Raw genomic sequence first — 24,677 nt, 5'->3', positions numbered from 1 at the left:
GTGCCCAGGACCTTCGAGGCGCCCCGTCCTCGCTGGTCAGTGGCGATTTTAACCACTTATCGGGGAACGACCCGCCGATGGAAGTGAGAGTTCTCTCCAAGCCCCCACCGGCGGGTACCGCTCACCTGTGCGACGGACTCAGTGCGCAGCGTGGCCGGCGCGCGCCTCGGCCATCCGCTGCTCGGCGATCCGGTCGGCCGCGGCGGCCGGCGGAATCCCGTCTTCCTTCGCACGTGCGAAGATTGCCAGGGTGGTGTCGAAGATCTTCGCCGCCTTGGCCTTGCACCGGTCGAAGTCGAACCCGTGCAGCTCGTCGGCCACCTGGATCACTCCGCCGGCGTTCACCACGTAGTCCGGCGCGTAGAGGATCCCGCGGTCCGCGATGTCCTTCTCCACGCCCGGGTGCGCAAGCTGGTTGTTGGCCGCGCCGCACACCACCTTGGCGGTGAGCACCGGCACGCTGTGGTCGTTCAGGGCGCCGCCGAGCGCGCAGGGGGCGTAGACGTCGAGACCCTCGACCCGGATCAGCTCCTCGGTGTCGGCGACCGCCGTCACCCGCGTGGGGTACTGGTCGACGATCCGCTGGACGGCGTCCGCGCGCACGTCCGTGACGACGACCTCGGCGCCCTCGTCCATCAGGTGCTTCACCAGGTGGTGGCCGACCTTGCCGACGCCGGCGATGCCGACCTTGCGGCCGCGCAGCGAGGGGTCGCCCCACAGGTGCTGGGCGGAGGCGCGCATGCCCTGGTAGACGCCGAAGGCGGTGAGCACGGAGGAGTCGCCGGCGCCGCCGTTCTCCGGGGAGCGGCCGGTGGTCCAGCGGCACTCGCGGGCCACGACGTCCATGTCGGCGACGTACGTACCGACGTCGCACGCGGTGACGTAGCGCCCGCCGAGCGAGGCGACCATGCGGCCGTAGGCGAGGAGCAGCTCCTCGGTCTTGTCGCGCTCCGGGTCGCCGATGATCACGGCCTTGCCGCCGCCGTGGTCGAGACCGGCCATGGCGTTCTTGTACGACATGCCGCGCGCGAGGTTGAGGGCGTCGGCGACGGCCTCGGCCTCGGTGGCGTAGGGGTAGAAGCGCGTACCGCCGAGGGCCGGACCCAGGGCGGTGGAGTGGATGGCGATCACGGCCTTGAGGCCGGTGGCGCGGTCCTGGCAGAGCACGACCTGCTCATGACCCCCCTGGTCCGAGTGGAACAGGGTCTGCAGTACATCGGCAGGTGCGCCAATTACGTCGGTCACTGTGGTGACTCCTGTGTAAAGAGCGGCGAGTGGGGTGGACCCCGTACGGGTGGCGGGGTGCCGTGGCATGAGCGTAGAGCCTTGGCACGACCACCATCCGTGCAGTGTTCAGGATCACTCTCCCGCGCCTCTTACGCACGCATGACCATGGCACGATTTGCAGTGGTTTCGAGCCGGGCCCGATGGGGAGGGAGCAGGCGTGCCGAAGGTGTCCTCCGTGGTCGTCCCCTATGCCGCGTACTTGCGCGTGTACGAGCCGCTGGGCGCCTTCCCGGAGCCGGAGCGCGGCCACTGGGCCCGCTACGCCCGCCGCCCCGACCGCCCCTCCTACCAGGACGAACTGCGCCGCTCCCTGGCCGACTTGCTGCCCACCCCGCCGGTCGCGGTGCCGGTGCACGAGAGCAGCGACGCCTTCGTGCTGGAGGTCGAGGGCGTGGTCTGCGTGTGCCCCTGGCGGACCCGGCTGCGCGGCTGGCAGGCGCTCGGCGAGCTGGCGGAGGAGCTTCCGGCGCCGGTGCTGGACGCGGTGCTGCCCCCGGTCGTACGGCGCCAGGCCGCCCAGGACTACGAGCGCTGGCTCGCCCGCAACCCCGACGCCCGCCCGTGGATCCGCACGGCGACCTGGCAGGTGCCGCTGAACTGGTTCGTGCTGGTGTCCGACGAGGAGCGGCGCTACGAGAAGGGCACCGCCGAGGTGCCGCCGCTGCTGCGCTACCGCACGCCGATGGTGCAGGCCCGGCGGCGGGTGGCGCGGGCGCTGCGCGCCCTGAAGGACGCCGTCGAGGAAGGCCCGCTGATCGACGGCCTGGTGGACGTCGGCCGCTGGCTGGAGGAGTTCCATCCGCGCTCGCTGGTCGAGCTCGACTACGGCGGCCTGGTGCATGTGCTGCCGGCCGGTGAGCTGGAGGGCGACCACTCGGCGGCGGACGTGGCCGAGGGCATCGCGGCGCTGCGCCGGGGCGACGGCGCGGCGGCCGGGGAGGCCTATGTGCGGCTCGTGGAGCGGTGGCGGGCGGTCCGGGACCGGCGTTCAGCGAACTGAAGTTCCAGAAACGCTGGAAGAGTGACGTACGTCACGGCCCAAACCACGCCGAACGACGTACGGTCTAGGCCACTTGACCATGTGACGGGACGTTGGTCCCGATCTGGACTTTTGTCCCAAGGGTGATGGACGGCACTTACACGGCCCTTGCGCCTCTTGCCGCCCCTCATGCCAAAATAGGACAAGGAGTCCGGGGAGGGCTCCGTCCGTCCATCTGTGCTCCATTGTGGGCGGAATCTCAGCATTGCACGCTTTGGGGGGCCTTGTGACTCCTGATCGTCCTGTGACTGATCGTCACAGTGGCGTGACTGTCCGCTATGGCATGGTCCATCGGCTTCCGTCGCTGATGAACACCTGGGAGGGCAATTCCATCGGTTTGGCCGACGCGGCTGGACAGATGGTGTAGTTGTAGTGCCGAGGACAAGCCGTTCGTCCTATAACCGACTCGACTCGCGTCCGCCATTTCGGGCAACGCGGGTCAAGGTGCAGAATTTAGAGGAAAGAACCGAGAAGGTTCGGTTCTCCCGAGGAGGCCGCTCATGACCGCTCGCACCCCTGATGCCGAGCCGCTGCTGACCCCGGCTGAGGTCGCCACGATGTTCCGCGTCGACCCGAAGACGGTCACGCGGTGGGCGAAGGCCGGCAAGCTCACGTCCATCCGTACGCTCGGCGGGCACCGCCGCTACCGCGAGGCCGAAGTCCGCGCACTGCTCGCGGGCATCCCGCAGCAGCGCAGCGAGGCCTGAACAACCGAATAAGCGGGCAATCCGGCAGGTCCCCCACCGGCCGAGGCGCCCGAAACCCTAGCTCCAAGCGACGCGGGACCTGCCCCAACAGGGCCCTCGCCCAAGCCGAAGAGAACGTTGTAGGCAGCGACACAGGGTGCGTCGTAGATCGCGCTGGACTCCGCCGGGTCCAGCGCGATCTTTTTTGTGCGCTGGTCGGGGGGCGCGGTGGGCCTCTGTGAGCGGCCTTGTCGAAGTCTGAGCAGGGCTGTCGGAACCGCTGTGCGTGTCCCCTGCGGTGGGTGCAATTGCACATATTAAATTGACCAGTTGTAGGTAGGGGGTAAGTACCGCCCTTTCAAAAACTCATGCGGTGACTCCCGTCACATGTCCCGGCGGTTGTTGCCGACGGCACGGGTGCGCTAGTGGAGCGATCGGTTCCAGCGTCCCACGGAGGCAGGGCTGTTGGGCCGGCGCCGCTCACGCGCTGCGCGGAGTTTCGTCCTCGGCTTCCTCGTCGCTCGCTTCGGGGTCCAGCGGGCCGGCGTCCATCGCCAGCCGGAGCAGGTGGTGACAGACGGGGCAGTGGCGGGTGAGGTGCCGGTAGGACGAGGCGGCCGACAGATGGGCCCTCAGCAGCGCCCGCGTCTCGTGCCTGACCGATGCCGCCATACGCCACCTCCGCGGACCGCACAGGGGAACGGGCCCTGTCTTCTGGGTACCGACGGAATGTGACGCCGTCAAGGCCGAGCGGCCCCGCTGGTACAGCCGCGCCCTCGCGCGCCACTGCCGCCCGCTCCCGCCGCGGTCCGCTGGGGCGGTGTCCGGCGATCCCGCCGCCCGTCCCCTGGGTGCTCCACCGCCCAGTCCCTGCCGGCCCTGTGAACGGGCCTTGTCCTCCCTCACCGGCCGCCGAGTGCACCGACCGGCACGGGAGCAGCGACGGCTTACGGAAGGGGCCGCCTCCGCCGCCGGGTGCGGGCGCTTCTCTGTGGGGGGCTCTGAGGGGATTGCTGTGCCTGATCGCGGCCCGTGCTGTGGACGCGGCCTCCGGCTTGGCCCGGGGTCCTGGCGGGATTTGCTGTGCCTGGTCGCTGCTCCGCCGCGGGCGGCTTTCGCCTCCGCGGGGTGGTGGGCCGGTGTCGGCTGGCGTGGAGGTAGGGCTCCGGTGTGGGGCCGTACTCTGTGGCGGCCCTGGCGGTTTGCTGTGTCTGGTTGCCGGTCCGCCGCGGGCGCGGCTTCCGGCTTGGGCGGGGTGGTGGGCCGGTGTCGGCTGGCGTGGAGGCGGGGACCTGCGCGGGGGCCTCTCCGCTGTGGTCCTGGTGCGGTTGCTGTGTCTGGTTGCAGCTTCGCCGCGGGGGCGGCCTTCGCCTCGGCGGGGTGGTAGCCCGAGTGTCGTCAGGCGTGGAGGTAGGGCTCCTGTGTGGGGCCCTTCTCTGGGGCGGTCCTGGCGGGATTTGCTGTGCCTGGTTGCTGCTTCGCCGCGGGCGCGGCTTCCGGCTTGGCGGGCATGCAAGAAGGGCCCCCACGCGGGGGGCCCTTCTCTCTGCGGTCCTGACGGGATTTGAACCCGCGGCCTCCACCTTGACAGGGTGGCGAGCACTCCAAACTGCTCCACAGGACCAGGTTTCGCGGCGCTTCGTTTGTGCACTGCGCTGCGAGAAGAGACTGTACAGGAGGTGAGGCCGCCTGGTCGAACTCACCCCCTGTACGCGAACGGTTACGGCGCGGCCGCGTCGATCGCCTTCACGATCCGCTTGTCGGAGACGGGGTACGCGGTGCCGAGGGCGTGGGCGAAGTAGCTGACCCTCAGCTCCTCGATCATCCAGCGGATGTCCAGGACCGAGGACGGCACCGGGCGGCCCTGCGGGAGCTGTTCCAGGAGCCAGGCGTACTCGTCCTGCATCTCGTGGACCTTCTCCATGCGCGTGGTGTCCCGCTGGACGTTGGTCGGCATCTGCTGCAGGCGCCGGTCCGCGGCCACCAGGTAGCGCATCAGGTCGGGCAGGCGCCGTATACCCGCCCACGTGACGAATCCCGGCTTCACGAGCGCGTCCAGCTGCTTGCGCACGTCCGTCAGGTTCGCCAGCAGCGCGGGGCTGCTCACGGCCTTCAGACGGCGTTCACAGGCCTGCCAGGCGGCGAGGACCTGCTGCACCTGGGCGACCGTACGGACCGTCGTGTCGACGATCTCCGCGCGCACCTTGTCGTACAGCTTCCGGTACGACTCGTCGTCCCAGACCGGGCCGCCGAAGTCCGCGATCAGCTTGTCGGCCGCCGCCATCGCGCAGTCGTCGAACAGCGCCTGGATGGAGCCGTGCGGATTCGCGGACAGCGCCAGCTTCTGGGCGTTCGTCAGCTTCTCGGACGCGAACTTCGCCGGGTTCACCGGGATGTTGCGCAGGATCAGCCGTCGGGTGCCCTTCCACATGGCCTCGGTCTGCTCGGCCTCCGTGTCGAACAGCCGCACCGAGACGGTGTCGCCGTCGTCCACCAGCGCCGGGTACGCCTTCACCGGGTGGCCGGCCCGGCGCGTTTCGAACACGCGGGTGAGCGTGCCGATCGTCCAGTCGGACAGGCCCGTACGCTCCAGGGACTCCCCGCCCTCGCGGGACGCGGTCGCTGCCGCCGCCTGCGACAGCGCCTTCCTGGCCTTCGGCTTCAGCCTGAGCTTCAGCGCCTCCAGGTCCTTGTCCTCGGCCAGCTTCCGGCGCCGTTCGTCGACGATCCGGAAGGTGATCTTGAGGTGGTCGGGGACCTTGGACCAGTCGAAGTCGTCCGCCTCGAAGGGGACGCCGACCATGCGCTTGAGCTCACGGGCCATCGTGACCGTCAGCGGCTCCTGGAGCGGGACCGCCTTCTCCAAGAAGGCCTTCGCGTAGTTCGGCGCGGGCACGTAGTTGCGGCGGATCGGCTTCGGGAGGGAGCGGATCAGCTCCGTCACGACCTCCTCGCGCAGGCCCGGGATCTGCCAGTCGAAGCCCTCGTCCGTGACCTGGTTGAGGACCTGGAGCGGGATGTGCACGGTCACGCCGTCCGCGTCCGCGCCCGGCTCGAACTGGTACGTCACCCGGAACTTCAGCTGCCCCTGCCGCCAGGAGTCCGGATAGTCGGCCTTGGTGACCGCCTCCGCCGACTCCCGGATGAGCATCTCCCGCTCGAAGTCCAGGAAGTCGGGCTGCTCGTGCCGCTTCCGCTTCCACCAGGAGTCGAAGTGCGCGCCGGACACGACGTGTTCGGGCACCCGCTGGTCGTAGAAGTCGAAGAGCGTCTCGTCGTCGACCACGATGTCCCGGCGCCGCGCCCGGTGCTCCAGCTCCTCGACCTCGCTGAGGAGTTTGCGGTTGTCGGCGAAGAACTTGTGGTGCGTGCGCCAGTCGCCCTCCACCAGCGCGTTGCGGATGAACAGCTCGCGGCTGGTCTCCGGGTCGATGCGGCCGTAGTTCACCTTGCGCTGGGCGACGATCGGGACGCCGTACAGCGTGACCTTCTCGTACGCCATCACGGCCGCCTGGTCCTTCTCCCAGTGCGGCTCGCTGTACGTCCGCTTGAGCAGGTGCCCGGCGAGCGGCTCGACCCACTCCGGCTCGATCTTCGCGTTGACCCGCGCCCAGAGCCTGGAGGTCTCCACCAGCTCGGCCGACATCACGAACTTCGGCTGCTTCTTGAACAGCGCCGAGCCCGGGAAGATCGCGAACTTGGCGTTGCGGGCGCCCAGGTACTCGTTCTTGTTGCCGTCGCGTACGTCCTTCATCCCGATGTGGGAGAGCAGGCCGGCGAGCAGGGAGGTGTGGATGCGGTCGGCCGGTGCGTCCTCCTCGTTGAGGTGGATGCCCATCTGCTTGGCGACCGTGCGCAGCTGGGTGTAGATGTCCTGCCACTCGCGGATGCGCAGGAAGTTCAGGTACTCCTGCTTGCACATCCGCCGGAAGGAACTGGATCCGCGCTCCTTCTGCTGCTCGCGGATGTACCGCCACAGGTTGAGGTAGGCGAGGAAGTCGCTGGTCTCGTCCTTGAAGCGGGCGTGCTGCTGGTCGGCCTGGGCCTGCTTGTCGGCAGGGCGCTCGCGCGGGTCCTGGATGGACAGCGCGGCCGCGATGACCATGACCTCGCGGACACAGCCGTTCTTGTCGGCCTCCAGCACCATGCGGGCCAGGCGCGGGTCGACGGGCAGCTGGGCCAGCTTGCGGCCGGTGTCGGTGAGGCGCTTGCGCGGGTCCTTCTGGGCGGGGTCGAGCGCGCCCAGCTCCTGCAGCAGCTGTACGCCGTCGCGGATGTTGCGGTGGTCCGGCGGGTCGATGAAGGGGAACTTCTCGATGTCGCCGAGCCCGGCCGCGGTCATCTGGAGGATGACGGAGGCCAGGTTCGTACGGAGGATCTCCGCGTCCGTGAACTCCGGCCGGGCGAGGAAGTCCTCCTCGGAGTACAGGCGGATGCAGATGCCGTCGCTCGTACGGCCGCAGCGGCCCTTGCGCTGGTTGGCACTGGCCTGGGAGACCGCCTCGATGGGCAGCCGCTGGACCTTGGTGCGATGGCTGTAGCGGCTGATCCGGGCGAAGCCGGGGTCGATGACGTACTTGATGCCGGGGACGGTGAGGGACGTCTCGGCGACGTTGGTGGCCAGAACGATCCTGCGCCCGGTGTGCGGCTGGAAGACCCGGTGCTGCTCGGCATGCGAGAGCCGGGCGTAGAGGGGCAGGATCTCGGTGAATCTGTACTTCTTCTTCTCCAGGGCGTCCGCCGTGTCCCGGATCTCCCGCTCACCGGAGAGGAAGACGAGGATGTCGCCCTGGCCTTCGGCCTGGAGTTCCTCGACCGCGTCGCAGATCGCGGTGATCTGGTCCCGGTCGGCGTCGTCCGAGTCCTCCTCCAGGAGCGGCCGGTAGCGCACCTCCACGGGGTACGTACGGCCGCTGACCTCGATGATCGGGGCGTCGCCGAAGTGCCGGGAGAAGCGCTCGGGGTCGATGGTCGCCGAGGTGATGACGACCTTGAGGTCCGGCCGCTTGGGCAGCAGCTGCGCCAGGTAACCCAGCAGGAAGTCGATGTTGAGGGACCGCTCGTGCGCCTCGTCGATGATGATCGTGTCGTAGGCGCGCAGCTCGCGGTCGGTCTGGATCTCGGCGAGCAGGATGCCGTCCGTCATCAGCTTGATGAAGGTGGCGTCCGGGTTCACCTGGTCGGTGAACCGCACCTTCCAGCCGACGGACTCGCCGAGGGGCGTCTTCAGCTCCTCCGCCACGCGCTCGGCGACGGTACGGGCGGCGATACGCCGGGGCTGGGTGTGCCCGATCATGCCGCGCACGCCACGGCCCAGCTCCAGACAGATCTTCGGGATCTGCGTGGTCTTTCCGGAACCGGTCTCACCGGCCACGATGACGACCTGGTGATCGCGGATGGCCGCCGCGATCACGTCCTTCTTCTGGCTGACCGGCAGCTGCTCCGGGTAGCCGATCGCGGGCACACGGGAGCGCCGCTCGGCCATGCGGACCTCGGCCTTGCCGACCTCCGCCTCGATCTCGGCGAGGACGGCGGCGCGGGCCTCCGGCTTACGGATCTTGCGCGCGCCCTCGAGCCGCCGGCCGAGCCGATGCGCGTCGCGCAGCGACAGCTCGGTCAGACGGGGGGCGAGGGTGCCGAGAGCGGGGGCGGGATGCGTAGACATACGCGATCCAGGATCTCACCCCGCCCGAAAAACACGCGAACGATTTGACTCGGGGCGTCGATGGCCGGCCGAGCTGCCAAAGTATCCCGTATGTCCGATTCGAGCTGGGCGGCCTTCAAGCAGTCCCCCTTCCTCCCCGCGACCGTCCTCCTCGTGCTCATCGCCGCGGCAGCGGGCCTCTTCGCCGGCTCCTACACGTACGCCATGGCCAATCCGACCCCGCACCACATCCCGATCGCGGTGACCGGCGCCTCCGACCGGCCGACGGCCCGGCGGTTCATCGGGGGCATGGACCAGGCCCTGGACGCCTCGCTGAACCTGCACCCGTACAGCGGCCGGGAGGCGGCGGTGCGGGCGGTGAACCAGCAGAAGGTGTTCGCGGTGATCGAGGCGCCCGCCGGCGGCCGGGCGATCGCGCTGGACGTGTCGGGGGCGTCCGGATCCACGGTCGCCCAGGTGCTCACGGAGGCCGCGGTGAAGGTGGGCAAGGCCACCGGAACACCCGTGGCGGTCCGGGATCTCAAGCCCCTGCAGAAGGGCGATCCGCGGGGGCTGGCGATCTTCTACATCTCCCTGGCCGCCGTGATCGTCGGCATGGTCGGATCCATCCAGCTCAGCGTGCACGCGCGGGCCCTGAACCCCCTGGAGCGCATCGCCGTGACGGTCTGCTACGCCCTGCTCGGCGGTTTCACGATCGCCGCGGTGGTGGACTGGTGGCTGGGGGCGCTGAAGCTGCCGTTCGTGCAGTCGTGGCTGATCCTCGCCCTGACGATGTTCGTCACGGGCATGGTGTTCACGATGTTCAACACCCTGTTCGGGCGGTGGGCCATGCTGCCGACCTGGGGGCTCTTGGTCATGCTCGGCAATCCCTCGTCCGGCGGTGCCGTCTCCTGGCCGCTCCTGCCCTCTGCGCTCGGAACCATCGGCCGCTGGCTGCCGCCGGGCGCCTCGGTGAACGCCCAGCACACCGCCGTGTACTTCCGCGGCCACCAGCACGCCTTTCCCTTCCTGGTGCTGGCGGGCTGGGCGGTCGTCTCCTGCGCGGTGTTCCTGACCTGGCGCGAACGGCATCCGGGCGGCCGCCCGGTGGGACCGGCCGACGAGCCCTAGAAGGCTCATGAAGATCTTGGTTGGGGGGTGTCCGGCCGTAGGCCGGGCAGCCCCTGTTCGCTATGCGGTGGCCGGGGCGAGTTGCCAGCTGCCGCCGGTGTGGGTGAGTCCGAGGTTGACCAGTCGCCGGAGGTTGAGGGCGGCGGCTCGGGTGTGGAGCCAGGTGTTGTTGACGATGGCTCCGCGGTAGCGCAGGCGGCGGTTGCCGTGCTGGACGAGCCAGGCGACGGCTCGTTCGACCGGTGGTCGCCAGCGCCGGTAGTCGGCTTGCCATTCGGGATCGGTGGTGGCTTGGTGGCGGGCTGCGGCCTGGAGGTCGTGGTGGGGGCGGATGGTCAGGATGCGGCCGGCCTTGGCCTTGGTGCACCGCTCACGCAGCGGGCATCCGGTGCACAGGTCCTTGAAGGCGGCCTTGCGCTGGTGGTGCTGTCCGCCGGGGTCCGACAGGGGGACCGTGTGCCCGGCGGGGCAGGTCACGAGGGCGGCGGTGGTGTTGATGGCGAAGTCGTCCAGAGTGAAGCCGCCGGGGACGGCGGGCCGTAGCGGGGCGGGCTTGAAGAACAGCCGGTGCCCCGCCTGGCGGAGGGCTTGGCGCGTGTCGCCGGCGGAGTAGGCGGTGTCACCGAAGGCGTCCACCGGGCTCTCCTCGTCGGCCAGCAGGTCCAGGCCGACGGTGGCCTCGTGGTGCTCGGCTCCGGCGCCGGGCCGCAGAGCCACGGCGGTGTATAAGCCGGTCTCGGGCTCGATGGCCAGGTGGGCTTTGTATCCGTCCTGCTGGTGGGTTCGGGTCTTGTGGATGTGCCGGGACTCAGGGTCGACGGTGGAGACCATCCGGTCCGGCGCGGTCCCCTGGGTGATGCGCCAGCGTCCGTCGCGGCCGTCGGAGTCCTCGGCGGGCTCGACATCCTGCCCGGCGACCAGGGCCAGCAGGCCGACCGCGTTGGCCGCTTTCTCGCCCAGTTCCTGCTCGGGCAGGTGGCCCAGCAGCCTGAGTGCGTCGGTGACCAGAGCGTCGACGAGGGCGGCGCGGGCCTGTTCGTCGTTCCAGGCGATACGGGGCTTGCCGGGATCGGTGTAGTCATGCGCAGTGCACTGGACCGCGGCCACCTCGCCGGCCCCGGGGACCTCGCGGATCACCGCACGGACGGCGGCGATGAGCTGAGTGACGGTGTCCTGGGTGGCGACCGCGTCGTCCAGCACGGTGGAGTCCAGCGCCCGCCGCTGCTTGCCCTTGAGGACACCGGTGGCCTTCACGACCTCGCGCACGGCTTCGAACACGCGGTTCGGCCGAACCGAGCGGGAAAGGCGGCGGCGGAAGTAGGCCAGCAGCGACGCATCGAACGCCATGTCGTGCAGACCCAGCCCGCAGGCGGCCTTCCACCGCAGGTCACACCGCAGTTCCTGGACCGTCTCGAAGTCCGACAGCCCGTGCAGGGCCTGCAGCGTGACCGCCGCGGCCAGGATCTGCGGCGGCATGCTCGGCCGCCCGTTCGCCGACGGGTACATGTCCGCGAACATCTCAGCCGGAAACAGCGCGCCACGGTGCTCGGCCAGGAACGCGAACACACTCCCGGCCGGGATCAACTCCCGGCACGTCTCCCACACATCCGGCCCGACCGTCTCCCCGGCCCATTCCCCCATCACCACGAAACGAGTCTGGCCCCGCCGCTCACGCGGCGGGGCCAGAACCCCAAGATCTTCATGAGCCTTCTAGGACGTGGTGCGCTGGGCGGGCGGCGTGGCAGGAGCCGTAGTGGGTTCCGGAGCCTTGGTGGTTGCCGGCGCGCCGTGCTGACGGGAGGATCGGCCGCCGTCGCCGAGAGCGATGGAACGCGCGGTGTTGGAGACGGCCTTGATGCCCAGGTAGGCGGTCGTCATGCTGCTGACCGCGGTGAACGCGGCGGTCAGGATGCCGACGATCACGGACTTGTCCCCGTCGAGCCGCCACACCCCGACGATCGCGACCGCGACGATCGCCACATTGCTGATGATGACCGCGAGCAGCCCGTATCGCGCCCGGACCTTCTCCAGCTGGGTTTCCCCCGTCACGGCGGCGGCCTGGTCCTGGCTCATCTCCCCGTCCCCCCATTCAGCAGCTGTGTGACCCGTGCGTCCACCTGAGCCCGGTCATACCCACGCCGGACGATGTCGAAGACTGGCGGTGCCCCGGGTGCCGTACCTTCGGCCAGCCGGGTCAGATAGGCGTCCACCTGGGCGCGGTCGTAACCACGCCGAGCGATGTCGAAGCCCCGGAAGTCATCGGCCATGAATGCCCCCTACGACGAAGGCCCCGTTCACTGAACGGGGCCTTCTGGCTGTGGCTGGGGCCGGGGTCGAACCGGCGACCTTCCGCTTTTCAGGCGGACGCTCGTACCAACTGAGCTACCCAGCCATGGTGTTTCACGTGAAACACCAGCGGTCCTGACGGGATTTGAACCCGCGGCCTCCACCTTGACAGGGTGGCGAGCACTCCAAACTGCTCCACAGGACCAAGCTTGCGTGCAACAGTGTCGCACACGGTATTGCGTGCCCCCAACGGGATTCGAACCCGTGCTACCGCCTTGAAAGGGCGGCGTCCTAGGCCGCTAGACGATGAGGGCTATCGGCCCGCCTGGGCGCTTCTCAGCGCGTCGGGGACGTGAGAAGCATATGGGATGCCGGGGAGTATCGCCAAAACGGTTTACGGCGAGGGGGCGGACGAGGTGGGGGAAGAGGGGGACGGGGTGCCCGGGGAAGGTGTGGTCCTCGGTCGGCTCTCGTCCGCCAGATGGCGGCTGACCTCGGCCGTCGTCTCGCCCAGTCCGCCCAGTTTGATCGCGTCCCAGGCCTGGAGACGGTGGCTGTCGCGGTCGAAGTAGAGGATCGAGGCCTCGATGGGCGCGGGGTACTTGTGCTCGACCGCCCGCAGCCCGCTTCCGCCCGTGGAACCCTCCATGCGCAGCCGGGTGCCGTAGGGCAGCATCTCGTCCCCCTCGTGGTGCAGATGGCCGCACAGCACCAGCGGCACCTCGCCGTCCGTCTCGCGGGCCGCCGACGGCTCGTGGGCGATCGCGACGTCGACCGGGGAGCCGGTCGCCCGCTGGTCGCGCAGGGCGCTGGCCAGCCGGTCGCCCGCCAGTCGCTCGGCCGCGTCCCCGCCGGGCACCACCGAGCGGTCCGGGGTGAACTGCGGGTCGCCGATGCCCGCGAACCGCAGTCCCGCGACCGTCTGCGCCCGGCCGTCGTCCAGGACGTGCACGTTCCTCATCCGCTCCAGATAGCGCTGGGTGATCCGGGAGTCGTGGTTGCCCCGCACCCACACGTACGGCACGCCCAGGTCCCGGATCGGGTCAAGGAAGCCGTTCTCCGCCGCCACACCGTGGTCCATCGTGTCGCCGGAGTCGACGATCACGTTCACCTTGTACTGCTCCACCAGCGAGGCGATGATCTTCCAGCTCGCCGGGTTGAGGTGGATGTCCGACACGTGCAGGACCCGGATGGTGGAGGGGTCCGGCTGGTAGGCCGGGAGCGTGGAGGTGACGTCGTAGAGCTTCGTCACGTTCGTCACCAGGCGGGCCAGCTCCTTCTGGTAGACGTCGAAGTCGGAGACGATGCTGCGCGCGTTGCCGACCACCGCCGGCGCGGAGCTGAGCAGCCCGGAGAACTTCGGCTCCAGGACCGACTTGGGGTTCCAGGTGGCGTACGCGCTCGCCCCGGACGCGGCCAGCAGGGTCAGGGCGAGGCCGCCGGCGGCGAGGGCGCGGCGGGGGCTGCGGTACACGGCGAGTCCGAGGGCCGTGGCACCGGCGACCACGGCGACACAGGAGCGCACGGCCAGGTCCAGCGTGCCGTGCTCGACGTCCCTGGCGACCTCGTCCTGGAGGCCGGAGATCCGCTCGGGGTGGTCGACCAGGGCCTGGGCACGCAGCGGGTCCAGCTGGTCCACGTTGACGTCCAGGCGGACGGGTGCCACATGGCTGTCCAGGGTGAGCGCGCCCAGCGGCGAGACGTTGATCTTCGTGCCGCCGGTGAGCGACGGGCGCAGCGCCATCGTCGTGTTCATGGGGCCGACCGGGGCCCGTACGTTTCCGACGATCAGCAGGCCCAGCCAGGCACCGAAGAGGACCACGGCCGTGAGGCCCAGGCCGCGGAGCCAGGGGCGGGGCCGGGCGGCGAGTTCCAGCGCGGGGAGCGGGCGCGTGCCGCGGCGGCGTATGCGCATGCGGTTCGTCATCGTGCGGAGGGCTGCGGCAAAGACGCGGACCATTGGGGCCGTATGCCCGTGTACGGGGGCGGTTATGCGGTGCCGCACCGCACTCGTACGGGCCTTCGTGCCGGACAATGACCATGTGCTGGAGATGACGCGCGAGGAGTTCGAGGAACTGGTCGCCGAGGCGCTCGACCGGATCCCGCCGGAGCTGATGCGGCTCATGGACAACGTGGCGGTGTTCGTCGAGGACGAACCGCCCGCCGACGACCCCGAGCTGCTCGGCCTGTACGAGGGCACGCCGCTGACCGACCGGGGCGAGTGGTACGCGGGGGTGCTGCCGGACCGGATCACCATCTACCGCGGGCCGACGTTGCGGATGTGCGAGTCGCGCGAGGACGTCGTGGTGGAGACGGAGGTGACGGTGGTGCACGAGATCGCCCACCACTTCGGCATCGACGACGCCCGGCTGCACACCCTTGGGTATGGGTGAGACAGCGTCGGGTGAGGGGGCCGGTGGCGGCGTGGGTGCGGCCGAGAACCCGCGTGTGCGCGGCGCGTGTCCTCTTGTGGGCGGCGGGAGTTGGGGAGGTTGACTCCTTTCCTTGCCTCCGGAGGTGGCCGCCGTGCGCCCCTTGCCCGTACCCGTCCGGCTCACCGTCACGGTGCTGACCCTCGCCGCTGCCGCCGGCTGTGTGAACGTGGGTGACGACGCGGGCCGGGCCAGGCCCGCGCACTCGGCCGGGCAGCACGGCGGCGAGGCACCCGACGGCGGCCCGGGGGACGGCACCGGCGGCCTCGGCGGGCACGACGGCAATGCGGGTGACCGTAAGCACGAGCACGGCGGCAAGAAGAAGCCCGGAGAGGAGTCGGCCTCCCCGTCGGCCACCTCCTCGTCCGGCGAGGGCGACTCGCCCGCGGCCCCGGCGAAGCCGGGCCCCGGCAGCACCGGCGACCCCGGCGGTCCGGCGCCGACCAACGCCCCACCCACGCCGCCGGCCACCTCCGCACCGCCCGAGCCGCCCGCCTCCACCCCGCCGCCCGCGACCTCCGAGCCCCCGTCGGCCGAACCGTCCTCCTCGGCCCACGAGGGGACGGGGACACAGCTCGTCGAGCGCGAACCGGCGCCGGCGCCCGGGGCGGACATCGCGGCCTGATCTCGGGCGGCGCCGGAGACGCGGCTCACCTGCGAATATGGAGCCGGTTTGCGTTCAGGGGCGGTGGGTGCGTATGGTGGCAGATCGTTTGATCCCATTTGCCCGGCGCCACCACAGAGCGCGCCGTGTGGCGCGTACTCTCCTTTGCCGTGGCGGACCGCATCGAGGCGGTCGTGAGCGAATCACGGAGTTGACGGGCGCGTGCCGACGAGACTCCGGAAGGTTTCGCATTCGCATGTCCGTGTCCAGTACTGATCAGTTCGTCGTGTCCGAGAACGAGCTCAATGAGCTCGACAAGGAACTCACCGACGCGACGACCGAGATCACCGAGGCCCCCGAGGCCGCTGACACCACCCCCCAGACCACCTTCGCCGACCTCGGCCTGCCCGAGGGCGTCGTGCGCAAGCTCGCGCAGAACGGCGTGACGACCCCCTTCCCGATCCAGGCCGCGACCATCCCGGACGCCCTGGACGGAAAGGACATCCTCGGCCGTGGCCGCACCGGCTCCGGCAAGACCCTCTCCTTCGGCCTGCCGACCCTGGCCCAGCTGGCCGGCGGCCGCACCCAGAAGCACAAGCCCCGCGCCGTCATCCTCACCCCGACCCGCGAGCTGGCCATGCAGGTCGCCGACGCCCTCCAGCCGTACGGTGACGTCCTCGGCCTGAAGATGAAGGTCGTCTGCGGCGGCACCTCGATGGGCAACCAGATCTACGCCCTGGAGCGCGGCGTCGACATCCTGGTCGCCACCCCGGGCCGGCTGCGCGACATCATCAACCGCGGCGCCTGCTCCTTGGAGGACGTCCAGATCGCCGTCCTCGACGAGGCCGACCAGATGTCCGACCTGGGCTTCCTGCCCGAGGTCACCGAGCTGCTCGACCAGGTCCCGGCCGGCGGCCAGCGCATGCTCTTCTCCGCCACGATGGAGAACGAGATCCAGACCCTCGTCGACCGCTACCTGAACAGCCCCGTCTCCCACGAGGTGGACGCGGCCCAGGGCGCGGTGACGACCATGTCGCACCACATCCTCATCGTGAAGCCCAAGGACAAGGCGCCGGTCACCGCCGCGATCGCCTCCCGCAAGGGCCGCACGATCATCTTCGTCCGCACCCAGCTGGGCGCCGACCGCGTCGCCGAGCAGCTGCGCGAGGCGGGCGTGAAGGCCGACGCGCTGCACGGCGGCATGACCCAGGGCGCCCGCACGCGCACCCTGGCCGACTTCAAGGACGGCTACGTCAACGTCCTGGTCGCCACCGACGTCGCCGCCCGCGGCATCCACGTCGACGGCATCGACCTGGTCCTGAACGTGGACCCGGCCGGCGACCACAAGGACTACCTGCACCGCGCCGGCCGCACCGCCCGAGCGGGTCGCACCGGCACGGTCGTGTCGCTGTCCCTCCCGCACCAGCGCCGCCAGATCTTCCGCCTCATGGAGGACGCCGGCGTCGACGCGGCCCGCCACATCATCCAGGGCGGCGCCGCCTTCGACCCGGAGGTCGCCGACATCACCGGCGCCCGTTCCATGACCGAGGTCCAGGCCGAGTCCGCCGCCAACGCCGCCCAGCAGGCCGAGCGCGAGGTCGCCCAGCTCACCAAGCAGCTGGAGCGCGCCCAGCGCCGTGCCACCGAGCTGCGCGAGGAGGCCGACCGGCTGGTCGCCCGGGTCGCCCGCGAGCGCGGTGAGGACCCCGAGACCGCGGTGGCCGAGGCCCAGGCGACGGCGGCGGAGGAGCTCGCGGCCGTGACCGAGGAGCCGGCGCAGCGGGAGACCGAGCGCGAGGAGCGTCCGGCGGCTTCGGCGCCGTACGAGCGCCGGGAGCGGCGCGGCTTCGACCGGGACCGTGGTGAGCGGGGCTTCGAGCGCCGTGAGGAGCGCGGCGGTTACGACCGTGGTGACCGCGGTGGCCGTGGCTTCGAGCGCCGTGACGACCGGGGCGGCTCCCGTGGTTTCGAGCGCCGCGACGACCGCCGCCCGTTCGACCGTGACCGTCGTGACGACCGCCGTCCCTTCGACCGCGACCGCCGTGACGACCGCGGTGGCCGTTCCTTCGACCGGGACCGTGGTGAGCGTGGGTTCGAGCGCCGTGACGACCGGGGCGGCTCCCGTGGTTTCGAGCGCCGCGACGACCGCCGCCCGTTCGACCGCGACCGTCGTGACGACCGCGGTGGCCGCTCCTTCGACCGGGACCGTGGCGACCGTGGCGGTTTCCGCCGGGACGAGCGCGGCGGGCACCGGGGCAGCGACCGCCCGTTCAACCGCGACCGCCGCGACGACCGCCCGGGCTTCCGCACCGGCGGCCACGAGCGCCCCTACGGCCGCCGTGACGACCACCGCGGCAACGGCTCCTTCGGCCGCCGCGAGGACAAGCCGCGCTGGAAGCGCAACGGCTGACACCCAGTGAGGTCCGAGTGACCTCAGAAGGGCCCGTACGACGACGTCGTACGGGCCCTTTTTCGCCACCGGGCGACGCATGTCACGCCCTCGGTGAGGGAAATGCTGGGGGCATGACAGATGACGCGAGAGTGAGCGGGCAGCAGGAAACGTCCGGCCCGTCCGGGCTGTCGGACGAGGAACGGCTGGCCCAGCTCGGTTACACCCAGGTCCTCGCCCGCCGGATGTCGGCGTTCTCGAACTACGCCGTCTCCTTCACGATCATCTCGGTCCTGTCCGGCTGCCTGACCCTCTACCTCTTCGGCATGACCACCGGCGGCCCCGCGGTGATCACCTGGGGCTGGGTGGTCGTCGGCCTGATGACCCTGTTCGTCGGCCTGTCGATGGCCGAGATCTGCTCGGCCTACCCCACCTCGGCCGGCCTGTACTTCTGGGCGCACCGTCTGGCACCCGCCCGGTCGGCGGCGGCCTGGGCCTGGTTCACCGGCTGGTTCAACGTGCTGGGCCAGGTCGCGGTGACCGCCGGCATCGACTTCGGCGCGGCCTCGTTCCTCGGCGCGTACCTGAACCTCCAGTTCGACTTCGAGGTGACCCCGGGCCGCACGGTCCTCCTCTTCGCGGCGATCCTCGTCCTCCACGGCCTGCTGAACACCTTCGGCGTGCGCATCGTCGCGTTCCTGAACGACGTGAGCGTGTGGTGGCACGTGCTGGGCGTGGCGGTGATCGTCGGCGCGCTCGCCTTCTTCCCCGACCACCACCAGTCGGCGTCGTTCGTGTTCACGAAGTTCGTCAACGAGACGGGCTGGGGCAGCGGCACCTACGTCGTCCTGCTCGGCCTTCTGATGGCCCAGTACACCTTCACCGGCTACGACGCCTCCGCCCACATGACCGAGGAGACCCACGACGCGTCCACGGCGGGCCCGAAGGGCATCGTCCGCTCGATCTGGACGTCCTGGATCGCGGGCTTCGTGCTCCTGCTCGGCTTCACCTTCGCGATCCAGTCGTACGACAAGGAACTGACGTCCCCGACGGGTGCGCCCCCGGCGCAGATCCTCCTGGACGCGCTGGGAGCGACGACGGGGAAGCTGTTGCTGCTGGTGGTGATCGGCGCCCAGCTCTTCTGCGGCATGGCCTCGGTGACCGCCAACAGCCGCATGATCTACGCCTTTTCGCGCGACGGCGCGCTGCCCTTCTCCCACGTCTGGCACACGGTCAGCCCGCGCACCCGCACGCCCGTGGCGGCGGTCTGGCTGGCCGCGCTGGCGGCACTCGCCCTCGGCCTGCCCTACCTGATCAACTCGACCGCGTACGCGGCGGTGACCTCGATCGCCGTCATCGGCCTCTACATCGCGTACGTCATCCCGACCTTCCTGCGGGTCCGCAGGGGCACCGCCTTCGAACGCGGGCCCTGGCACCTGGGCCGCTGGTCCGCCCTGATCGGAATCGTCTCCGTGACCTGGGTCGTGGCGATCACGATCCTCTTCATGCTCCCGCAGGTCTCCCCGGTCACCTGGAAGACCTTCAACTACGCGCCCGTCGCCGTCCTGGTCGTCCTCGGCTTCGCCGCGAGCTGGTGGCTGGCCTCGGCCCGCCACTGGTTCCTCAGCGCACAGCGGACCGTCACCGCCCCGAACCCGGTCGAAAAGTGACCATCCGGAGCCTTGGCACCCTCCCGACGCGGCCGTGTCACCGATACCCGATCGGAGACACGGCCGCGTCCGGCTATGCTCGGACAGGCAACATCGCCTGGGCCCTTAGCTCAATTGGCAGAGCAGTGGACTTTTAATCCATTGGTTGTGGGTTCGAGTCCCACAGGGCCTACGGTCCGCAGGCGGGCTCCATGCCCTCTGACCTGCTGCGCGGCGTCCGAGCCGGCTTCGCCGGCCCGGACGCCGTCTCGTTTCCGGACGCGTGCCGCCGTCCGGCTTCCGCACCGCGCACGCCGTCGCGGCGACCCTGCCGGCCCCGGCCGTCCACTGGCCTCAGCCCACGTTGAGCTCGGCCAGCGGGAGGGTGTGGCGGGTCTGGAGGACCTTCGCGCGCAGGTAGCGGACGTTGTGGGCCGTGGTGAAGACGCCGGTCGGCACCCGGTCCCGGACGACGACGCCCAGCGCGCGCAACTGCTCGGCCTTGTCGGGGTTGTTGGACAGCAGGTCCAGCTCCCCGATGCCGAGGGCGGCGAGCATCTGCGCGGCGGCCGTGTAGTCGCGGGCGTCCTCCGGCAGGCCGAGCGCGGCGTTCGCCTCGTAGGTGTCGAGGCCCTGGTCCTGCAGGGCGTACGCGTCGAGCTTGTTGTAGAGACCGATGCCGCGGCCCTCCTGGCGGAGGTAGAGCAGGACGCCGCCGCGGTCGGCGATGCGCTCGACCGCCTCGCGCAGCTGGGGTCCGCAGTCGCAGCGGGCCGAGCCGAAGACGTCGCCGGTCAGGCACTCGGAGTGCAGGCGCACCAGCGGGACGGTGCCGGGGGCGGGGTCGCCGAGGAGGACGGCGACGTGCTCCTGGCCGTCGGCGAGGCCGTGGAAGGTGACGAGTTCGGCGTCGACGCTGTAGCCGTCCTGGAAGCGCAGCGGTACCCGGACGCGGGCGCGCGGCGTGGCGGCGGGGGTGTCGGGCATGCGGGTCCCTCCGGAGGCTGTTGCTTCAGATTTGAAGCAGCGGTACAGACGGGACCCTACCGCTGCTTCAAAGTTAAAGCAATCAATTACCGGAGGAAGGACACGACGAACGGCGCCGCCAGGGCACGTCCTCCGCCCCCGACTCGGCACCCTCGCCCTGCAGCCCGCGCGCGATCCCCGTGCAGATCTCCTCCAGCTGCCCCACCTGCTCCGGCGTGAGCCGGTCGAACAGGGCGGCGCGCACGGTCTCGACGTGCCCCGGTGCCGTACGCTCCAGGACGGCCATCCCCTCGTCCGTCAGCACGGCGATACTGCTGCGCTTGTCCCAGCGGCAGTCCTCCCGGCGCACCAGCCCGTCCCGCTCGAGGCGGGTCACCGCATACGTCAGCCTGCTGCGCGTGATCTTCAGCGTTTCGGCGAGGTCGGTCATCCGCAGCCGCCGGTCGGGCGCGTCGGACAGGTTGGCCAGCACGGAGTAGAACAGGTGCGGCATGCCGGCGTCCTGCTGGAGCTGTCGGTCGATCGCGTCCTCCAGGAGGTGGGTCGCGGCGAGATACGCGCGCCAGGCGCGCTGCTCCTCAGGGCTGAGCCAGCGGGTCGTCATGCCGCCAGTGTAAGTTTGTTTCAAACTTGAACCAAGCCTCGCCTCGCAGGGAGACCGCGCCGATGTCGTACCCGTACGTGCTGCTGTCCGCCGCCGTCTCCCTCGACGGCTACCTGGACGACACCGGCCCCGACCGGCTCCTGCTGTCCAGCCCGGCCGACTTCGACCGGGTCGACGCGGTACGGGCCTCCGTCGACGCCATCCTGATCGGCGCCGGCACGATCCGCGCCGACAACCCGCGGTTGCTGGTCAACTCCGCCGAGCGCCGCGCGGCGCGGGTCCGGGCGGGCCGGCCGGAGTACCCGCTGAAGGTGACCGTCAGCGCCACCGGCGACCTCGACCCCGACGCAAACTTCTGGCACACCGGCGGCGACAAGCTCGTCTACACCACCGACCGGGGTGCCGAGCGGGCCGCCCGCCGCCTCGGCGGCGCCGCCGACATCGTCCCGCTCGGCCCCGGCCTCGACTGGCGGGCCCTGCTGTCCCACCTGCACGACGTGCGCGGGGTCGGACGGCTGATGGTCGAGGGCGGCGGCACGGTCCACACCCAGCTGCTGCAGCTGGGCCTCGCCGACGAGCTCCAGCTGGTCCTCGCCCCGCTCTTCGTCGGCGACCCCGCCGCGCCCCGCCTGTTCGGCCCCGGTGGCTACCAGTCCGGCCGGCTGCGTCTGACCGAGACCCGCCGGATCGAGGACGTCGTCCTCATGCGCTACGAGCCCACCGCGCCCGGCACGGGTCCCCTCGCCACCGCCGCCGACCGGCACTGGCTGCGCACCGCCTGTGAACTCGCCGCGCTGTGTCCGCCCTCGGAGACGGCGTTCAGCGTCGGCGCGGTGGTGGTCGCCGCCGACGGTACGGAGCTGGCTCGCGGCCACTCCCGGGAGGGGGATGATCCCGTGGTCCACGCGGAGGAGGCCGCGCTCGCGAAGATCGACCCGGCGGATCCGCGACTGGCTGCCGCCACGGTGTACAGCAGCCTGGAGCCCTGCGCGCGGCGTGCCTCGCGGCCCGCGCCCTGCGCCGAGCTGATCCTTCGGGCGGGGGTGCGCCGGGTGGTCACCGCCTGGCGGGAGCCGGACACGTTCGTGGCGGCGGCCGACGGTACGGGGATTCTGGTCAAGGCGGGTGCCGAGGTGGTCGTCCTGCCCGAGCTGGAGGAATCCGCCAAGGCGCCGAACGGGCATCTGCTGGGCTGAGGCGCCCGTGCAAACGCTCAGGGCCCGGAATCCGAGGATTCCGGGCCCTGAGCCTTCAGTAGCGGGGACAGGATTTGAACCTGCGACCTCTGGGTTATGAGCCCAGCGAGCTACCGAGCTGCTCCACCCCGCGTCGTTGTGTCTCTACTGTACACCACGCGGTCATCCGATCGGCCGCACACCGGTCACCCCTCCACGACTCCCGTGATCACCTTCACCGACAGTGACCGGACGACAGCCCTCCGCATAACATCTGAGTCACCATCAAAAACGCGGACGCTCCTGAGCGGTGGCCAACTCGCCCGGTTTGGAGTGTTCTTGAACGGTAAGTCCATCGTTGAAAGCGTTAATGATCAAGCCGAACGGCTTGGAAAGTGGCTGCCGGGTCTATTAACGTTCGATAACGCAGCGCGGTCGTCCCAGCCGTCACAAGAGGCGGCTCCGTGCGCACGCGTCGAATCCCGCAAGGGAACCGGGGAACCACCATCTTGGGGTGAATCGCGCGGATACCAGCCGGTATACGCGCGTAGGAGACCTTCCTGCTCCGAACCCGTCAGCTAACCCGGTAGGCGGAGGAAGGAAAGGAGTACGCCCGAGTGGCGTCCAACCGGCCCGCCCCAGAAGCCCCGTTCGTGCCCGCGCAAGCCCAGCCGGAGACCTTCGGCTACGGCGCCTACCGCGCCGAGGAGGGGCCCTGGGAGGAGTGGAACCCCACCGAGGACTCCGTCGCCCCGGTCCGTGGCCGGCACCGCGTCGCCAAGCAGCGCGGCGGCTTCGCACGCAGCTCCACCGTCCTCGGCGTCGGCGTGATCGCCGCGGTCGGCGCGGGCGGCATGGCCAGCGCCAACACCGGCAAGCCGCCGGTCTCCATATCCATGCCGGACCTGGACTCCGTCGAGCACATCTTCGACGGCGGCTCCTCCGACACACCGCAGGCCTCCACCACCGGGCTCAGCCACGTGGGCGTGACCACGGACAGCGCCGACAGCGGCAACGCCGGCGAGGCCCTGCGCAACCGGATCATGGCCCAGGCCGAGCAGCAGAAGGGCCAGGCCGACGGCAAGGCCACCGCCGCCGCGATCGCCGCCGCCGACCAGCAGGCCGCCGCCGCGGCCGCCAAGGCGGAGAAGGAGGCCGCCGCCAAGGCCGCCGCCGCCAAGGAGAAGGCGGAGGCCGACGCCAAGAAGGCCGCCGAGGCCGCGCGGCTGGCCGAGCTGGCCAAGCAGTACCAGCTGCCCGTCGTCTCGTACACGATCACCGGCACCTTCGGGCAGCCCGGCGCGATGTGGTCCTCCGGCTACCACACCGGCCTCGACTTCGCCGCCCCGACCGGCACGCTCATCAAGGCCATCCACAGCGGCACGGTCACCGAGGCGGGCTGGGCCGGCGCCTACGGCTACCGCACCGTCCTGACCCTGGACGACGGCACCGAGCTGTGGTTCTGCCACCAGTCCTCGATCAACGTCTCCGTCGGCCAGAAGGTCTCCACCGGCGAGGTCATCGGCCGGGTCGGCGCCACCGGCAACGTCACCGGCCCCCACCTCCACCTGGAGGTCCACCCGAACGGCCAGGCCACCGCCGTCGACCCGGCGCCGTGGCTGCGCGACAAGGGCCTCAACCCCTGACAGCCGTCTGTACGGGGGACTTTGCACCGGCGGCGGAATGCGATCATCTGCCGCCGGTGTTGATGTGGAGCATGACTTCCCTGCGCACACTCGGTTCCTCCGACCTCGAGGTCTTCCCGCTCTGCCTGGGCGGCAACGTCTTCGGCTGGACCGCCGACGAGGAGACCTCCTTCGCCGTCCTGGACGCCTACACGGCCGCCGGCGGCAACTTCATCGACACCGCCGACTCCTACTCGGCCTGGATCGAGGGCCACAAGGGCGGCGAGTCCGAGACGGTCATCGGCAAGTGGGTCAAGTCCCGAGGCAACCGCGACCGCGTCGTCATCGCGACCAAGGTCAGCCAGCACCCCGAGTTCCAGGGCCTGTCCGCTGCCAACATCAAGGCCGCCGCGGACGCCTCCCTGCGCCGCCTGGACACCGACCACATCGACCTCTACTACACCCACTTCGACAAGCCCGAGGTCCCGGTCGAGGAGATCATCGGCGCGCTGGACGAGCTGGTGAAGGCGGGCAAGGTCCGCCACATCGCCGCCTCCAACATCAGCCCCGAGCGCCTGAGGGCCTCGCTCGACTTCTCCGACCGCGAGGGCCTCGCCCGCTATGTCGCCCTCCAGCCCCACTACAACCTCGTCTCCCGCGACACCTACGAGGGCCCGCTGCAGGACCTGGCCGCCAAGGAGGGCCTGTCCTCGGTGCCCTACTTCTCCCTCGCCGCGGGTTTCCTGACCGGCAAGTACCGTCCCGGCACCAAGGTCGACAGCGCCCGCGCGGGCCGGGCCCAGGAGTACGCGGAGTCCGAGCGCGGCCAGAAGGTCCTCGCGGCCCTCGACGAGATCGCCGCCGCCCACGACGCCCCCGTCGCCACGGTCGCCCTCGCCTGGCTCGCCGCCCAGCCGACGATCACGGCCCCGATCGCCTCGGCCCGCACGGTGGACCAGCTGCCGGCACTGCTGGGCGTGGTGGACCTGAAGCTGACGGAGGAGGAAGTGGCGAGCCTGACGGAGGCGTCCGCCTGATTCCCGCCCCGGCCGCGGGCTGCCTTCTGCCGGCCGCCTGCGGCTCTCCTTCCGCCGCGACGCTCAGCCGCGACGGCGCAGTCCGGCGGTGGCGAACCCTCC

General features: G+C 70.5%; 19 protein-coding genes, 6 tRNA genes and 1 riboswitch. Of the genes, 11 read left to right on the top strand and 14 right to left on the bottom strand.

The window, feature by feature from the left end; translation table 11 throughout:
• Positions 1-138 precede the first annotated feature (138 nt).
• The gene (locus ACQPXS_RS23475) at positions 139-1,245 is read right to left on the bottom strand and encodes a Leu/Phe/Val dehydrogenase (protein WP_433451238.1); all 1,107 of its coding nucleotides are present in this window, start codon (positions 1,243-1,245) and stop codon (positions 139-141) included.
• A 199-nt stretch (positions 1,246-1,444) separates the two neighbouring features.
• Between ACQPXS_RS23475 and ACQPXS_RS23470 the strand changes: the two genes are divergently transcribed.
• On the top strand, positions 1,445-2,287 hold the full coding sequence (locus ACQPXS_RS23470) for a hypothetical protein (RefSeq protein ID WP_365323907.1): 843 nt from the start codon (positions 1,445-1,447) through the stop codon (positions 2,285-2,287).
• A 539-nt stretch (positions 2,288-2,826) separates the two neighbouring features.
• Positions 2,827-3,033, top strand: a complete 207-nt coding sequence (bldC, locus tag ACQPXS_RS23465; RefSeq protein WP_003949541.1) for a developmental transcriptional regulator BldC — start codon at positions 2,827-2,829, stop codon at positions 3,031-3,033.
• A gap of 459 nt (positions 3,034-3,492) precedes the next feature.
• Here bldC and ACQPXS_RS23460 read toward each other — a convergent pair whose 3' ends face one another.
• The 3 genes from ACQPXS_RS23460 to hrpA all read right to left on the bottom strand — a co-directional run bounded on the left by ACQPXS_RS23460 (position 3,493) and on the right by hrpA (position 8,677).
• Positions 3,493-3,684: a DUF6274 family protein gene (locus tag ACQPXS_RS23460; protein ID WP_433451237.1), complete on the bottom strand. Its 192-nt coding sequence runs from the start codon at positions 3,682-3,684 to the stop codon at positions 3,493-3,495.
• A gap of 877 nt (positions 3,685-4,561) precedes the next feature.
• Positions 4,562-4,636, bottom strand: a tRNA-Asp gene (locus tag ACQPXS_RS23455).
• A 96-nt stretch (positions 4,637-4,732) separates the two neighbouring features.
• On the bottom strand, positions 4,733-8,677 hold the full coding sequence (gene hrpA, locus ACQPXS_RS23450; protein ID WP_433451236.1) for an ATP-dependent RNA helicase HrpA: 3,945 nt from the start codon (positions 8,675-8,677) through the stop codon (positions 4,733-4,735).
• A gap of 90 nt (positions 8,678-8,767) precedes the next feature.
• Between hrpA and ACQPXS_RS23445 the strand changes: the two genes are divergently transcribed.
• Positions 8,768-9,787, top strand: coding sequence for an ABC transporter permease (locus ACQPXS_RS23445; protein ID WP_433451234.1), 1,020 nt, complete (start codon positions 8,768-8,770; stop codon positions 9,785-9,787).
• 60 nt (positions 9,788-9,847) lie between these two features.
• On the opposite strand, the gene ACQPXS_RS23440 is transcribed toward ACQPXS_RS23445, so the two are convergent.
• From ACQPXS_RS23440 to ACQPXS_RS23410, 7 genes are all read right to left on the bottom strand, one after another.
• On the bottom strand, positions 9,848-11,428 hold the full coding sequence (locus ACQPXS_RS23440; RefSeq protein ID WP_433455642.1) for an IS1182 family transposase: 1,581 nt from the start codon (positions 11,426-11,428) through the stop codon (positions 9,848-9,850).
• Positions 11,429-11,497: 69 nt separating this feature from the next.
• A complete protein-coding gene (locus ACQPXS_RS23435) occupies positions 11,498-11,860 on the bottom strand; it encodes a hypothetical protein (protein ID WP_433451233.1) in 363 nt (120 codons plus the stop codon).
• Positions 11,857-12,054 carry a DivIVA domain-containing protein gene (locus ACQPXS_RS23430; RefSeq protein WP_433451232.1) on the bottom strand — a complete coding sequence of 66 codons (198 nt, stop codon included), beginning with the start codon at positions 12,052-12,054 and terminating at the stop codon, positions 11,857-11,859. Before ACQPXS_RS23430 ends, ACQPXS_RS23435 begins: the two co-directional genes overlap by 4 nt.
• 51 nt (positions 12,055-12,105) lie before the next feature.
• Positions 12,106-12,179: transfer RNA gene (locus ACQPXS_RS23425), tRNA-Phe, on the bottom strand.
• Positions 12,180-12,203: 24 nt separating this feature from the next.
• Positions 12,204-12,278: transfer RNA gene (locus tag ACQPXS_RS23420), tRNA-Asp, on the bottom strand.
• 36 nt (positions 12,279-12,314) lie between these two features.
• A tRNA-Glu gene (locus ACQPXS_RS23415) sits at positions 12,315-12,387 on the bottom strand.
• A gap of 80 nt (positions 12,388-12,467) precedes the next feature.
• Complete coding sequence (locus tag ACQPXS_RS23410) at positions 12,468-14,033, bottom strand: metallophosphoesterase family protein (protein ID WP_433451231.1); 1,566 nt, start codon at positions 14,031-14,033, stop codon at positions 12,468-12,470.
• A gap of 82 nt (positions 14,034-14,115) precedes the next feature.
• On the opposite strand from ACQPXS_RS23410, the gene ACQPXS_RS23405 reads away from it, so the two are divergent.
• From ACQPXS_RS23405 to ACQPXS_RS23385, 5 genes are all read left to right on the top strand, one after another.
• Positions 14,116-14,466 (top strand): metallopeptidase family protein, encoded by a 351-nt coding sequence (locus ACQPXS_RS23405; RefSeq protein ID WP_356301149.1) that lies wholly within the window; start codon positions 14,116-14,118, stop codon positions 14,464-14,466.
• A gap of 133 nt (positions 14,467-14,599) precedes the next feature.
• Positions 14,600-15,130, top strand: a complete 531-nt coding sequence (locus ACQPXS_RS23400; RefSeq protein WP_433451230.1) for a hypothetical protein — start codon at positions 14,600-14,602, stop codon at positions 15,128-15,130.
• Positions 15,131-15,365: 235 nt separating this feature from the next.
• Positions 15,366-17,519 (top strand): DEAD/DEAH box helicase, encoded by a 2,154-nt coding sequence (locus ACQPXS_RS23395; protein ID WP_433451229.1) that lies wholly within the window; start codon positions 15,366-15,368, stop codon positions 17,517-17,519.
• Positions 17,520-17,632: 113 nt separating this feature from the next.
• Positions 17,633-19,168, top strand: coding sequence for an amino acid permease (locus tag ACQPXS_RS23390; RefSeq protein WP_433451228.1), 1,536 nt, complete (start codon positions 17,633-17,635; stop codon positions 19,166-19,168).
• A gap of 99 nt (positions 19,169-19,267) precedes the next feature.
• Positions 19,268-19,340 (top strand) — tRNA-Lys (locus tag ACQPXS_RS23385).
• A 161-nt stretch (positions 19,341-19,501) separates the two neighbouring features.
• Here ACQPXS_RS23385 and ACQPXS_RS23380 read toward each other — a convergent pair.
• Together ACQPXS_RS23380 and ACQPXS_RS23375 are read right to left on the bottom strand one after the other, a co-directional pair.
• Positions 19,502-20,134: a GTP cyclohydrolase II gene (locus ACQPXS_RS23380; protein WP_433451227.1), complete on the bottom strand. Its 633-nt coding sequence runs from the start codon at positions 20,132-20,134 to the stop codon at positions 19,502-19,504.
• Positions 20,135-20,216: 82 nt separating this feature from the next.
• On the bottom strand, positions 20,217-20,738 hold the full coding sequence (locus tag ACQPXS_RS23375; RefSeq protein ID WP_351802621.1) for a MarR family winged helix-turn-helix transcriptional regulator: 522 nt from the start codon (positions 20,736-20,738) through the stop codon (positions 20,217-20,219).
• A 62-nt stretch (positions 20,739-20,800) separates the two neighbouring features.
• Between ACQPXS_RS23375 and ACQPXS_RS23370 the strand changes: the two genes are divergently transcribed.
• Positions 20,801-21,934 carry a dihydrofolate reductase family protein gene (locus ACQPXS_RS23370; RefSeq protein WP_433451225.1) on the top strand — a complete coding sequence of 378 codons (1,134 nt, stop codon included), beginning with the start codon at positions 20,801-20,803 and terminating at the stop codon, positions 21,932-21,934.
• Positions 21,935-21,993: 59 nt separating this feature from the next.
• Here ACQPXS_RS23370 and ACQPXS_RS23365 read toward each other — a convergent pair.
• A tRNA-Met gene (locus ACQPXS_RS23365) sits at positions 21,994-22,067 on the bottom strand.
• A 309-nt stretch (positions 22,068-22,376) separates the two neighbouring features.
• A riboswitch (cyclic di-AMP (ydaO/yuaA leader) is annotated at positions 22,377-22,521 on the top strand.
• Between the two features lie 9 nt (positions 22,522-22,530).
• Here ACQPXS_RS23365 and ACQPXS_RS23360 point away from each other — a divergent pair.
• Together ACQPXS_RS23360 and ACQPXS_RS23355 are read left to right on the top strand one after the other, a co-directional pair.
• Entirely contained in the window at positions 22,531-23,559 is a 1,029-nt protein-coding gene (locus ACQPXS_RS23360) for a M23 family metallopeptidase (RefSeq protein WP_433451224.1), read from the top strand.
• A 71-nt stretch (positions 23,560-23,630) separates the two neighbouring features.
• On the top strand, positions 23,631-24,575 hold the full coding sequence (locus ACQPXS_RS23355; protein WP_399173015.1) for an aldo/keto reductase: 945 nt from the start codon (positions 23,631-23,633) through the stop codon (positions 24,573-24,575).
• The last annotated feature ends 102 nt before the right edge of the window (positions 24,576-24,677 follow it).

Origin of the sequence: Streptomyces sp. CA-142005 (assembly GCF_050942335.1) — a bacterium.
GTDB lineage: Bacteria > Actinomycetota > Actinomycetes > Streptomycetales > Streptomycetaceae > Streptomyces.
The sequence above is the reverse complement of the archived record's forward strand: the minus strand, read 5'-3'. Positions and strand labels throughout refer to the sequence as shown.

Bases quoted from the DNA above. Each gene is read 5' to 3' on its own strand.
- bldC (WP_003949541.1), top strand. From the start codon at position 2,827: ATGACCGCTCGCACCCCTGATGCCGAGCCGCTGCTGACCCCGGCTGAG.
- ACQPXS_RS23460 (WP_433451237.1), bottom strand. From the start codon at position 3,684: ATGGCGGCATCGGTCAGGCACGAGACGCGGGCGCTGCTGAGGGCCCAT.
- hrpA (WP_433451236.1), bottom strand. From the start codon at position 8,677: ATGTCTACGCATCCCGCCCCCGCTCTCGGCACCCTCGCCCCCCGTCTG.
- ACQPXS_RS23445 (WP_433451234.1), top strand. From the start codon at position 8,768: ATGTCCGATTCGAGCTGGGCGGCCTTCAAGCAGTCCCCCTTCCTCCCC.
- ACQPXS_RS23440 (WP_433455642.1), bottom strand. From the start codon at position 11,428: ATGGGGGAATGGGCCGGGGAGACGGTCGGGCCGGATGTGTGGGAGACG.
- ACQPXS_RS23435 (WP_433451233.1), bottom strand. From the start codon at position 11,860: ATGAGCCAGGACCAGGCCGCCGCCGTGACGGGGGAAACCCAGCTGGAG.
- ACQPXS_RS23430 (WP_433451232.1), bottom strand. From the start codon at position 12,054: ATGGCCGATGACTTCCGGGGCTTCGACATCGCTCGGCGTGGTTACGAC.
- ACQPXS_RS23410 (WP_433451231.1), bottom strand. From the start codon at position 14,033: ATGGTCCGCGTCTTTGCCGCAGCCCTCCGCACGATGACGAACCGCATG.
- ACQPXS_RS23395 (WP_433451229.1), top strand. From the start codon at position 15,366: ATGTCCGTGTCCAGTACTGATCAGTTCGTCGTGTCCGAGAACGAGCTC.
- ACQPXS_RS23390 (WP_433451228.1), top strand. From the start codon at position 17,633: ATGACAGATGACGCGAGAGTGAGCGGGCAGCAGGAAACGTCCGGCCCG.
- ACQPXS_RS23380 (WP_433451227.1), bottom strand. From the start codon at position 20,134: ATGCCCGACACCCCCGCCGCCACGCCGCGCGCCCGCGTCCGGGTACCG.
- ACQPXS_RS23375 (WP_351802621.1), bottom strand. From the start codon at position 20,738: ATGACGACCCGCTGGCTCAGCCCTGAGGAGCAGCGCGCCTGGCGCGCG.
- ACQPXS_RS23370 (WP_433451225.1), top strand. From the start codon at position 20,801: ATGTCGTACCCGTACGTGCTGCTGTCCGCCGCCGTCTCCCTCGACGGC.
- ACQPXS_RS23355 (WP_399173015.1), top strand. From the start codon at position 23,631: ATGACTTCCCTGCGCACACTCGGTTCCTCCGACCTCGAGGTCTTCCCG.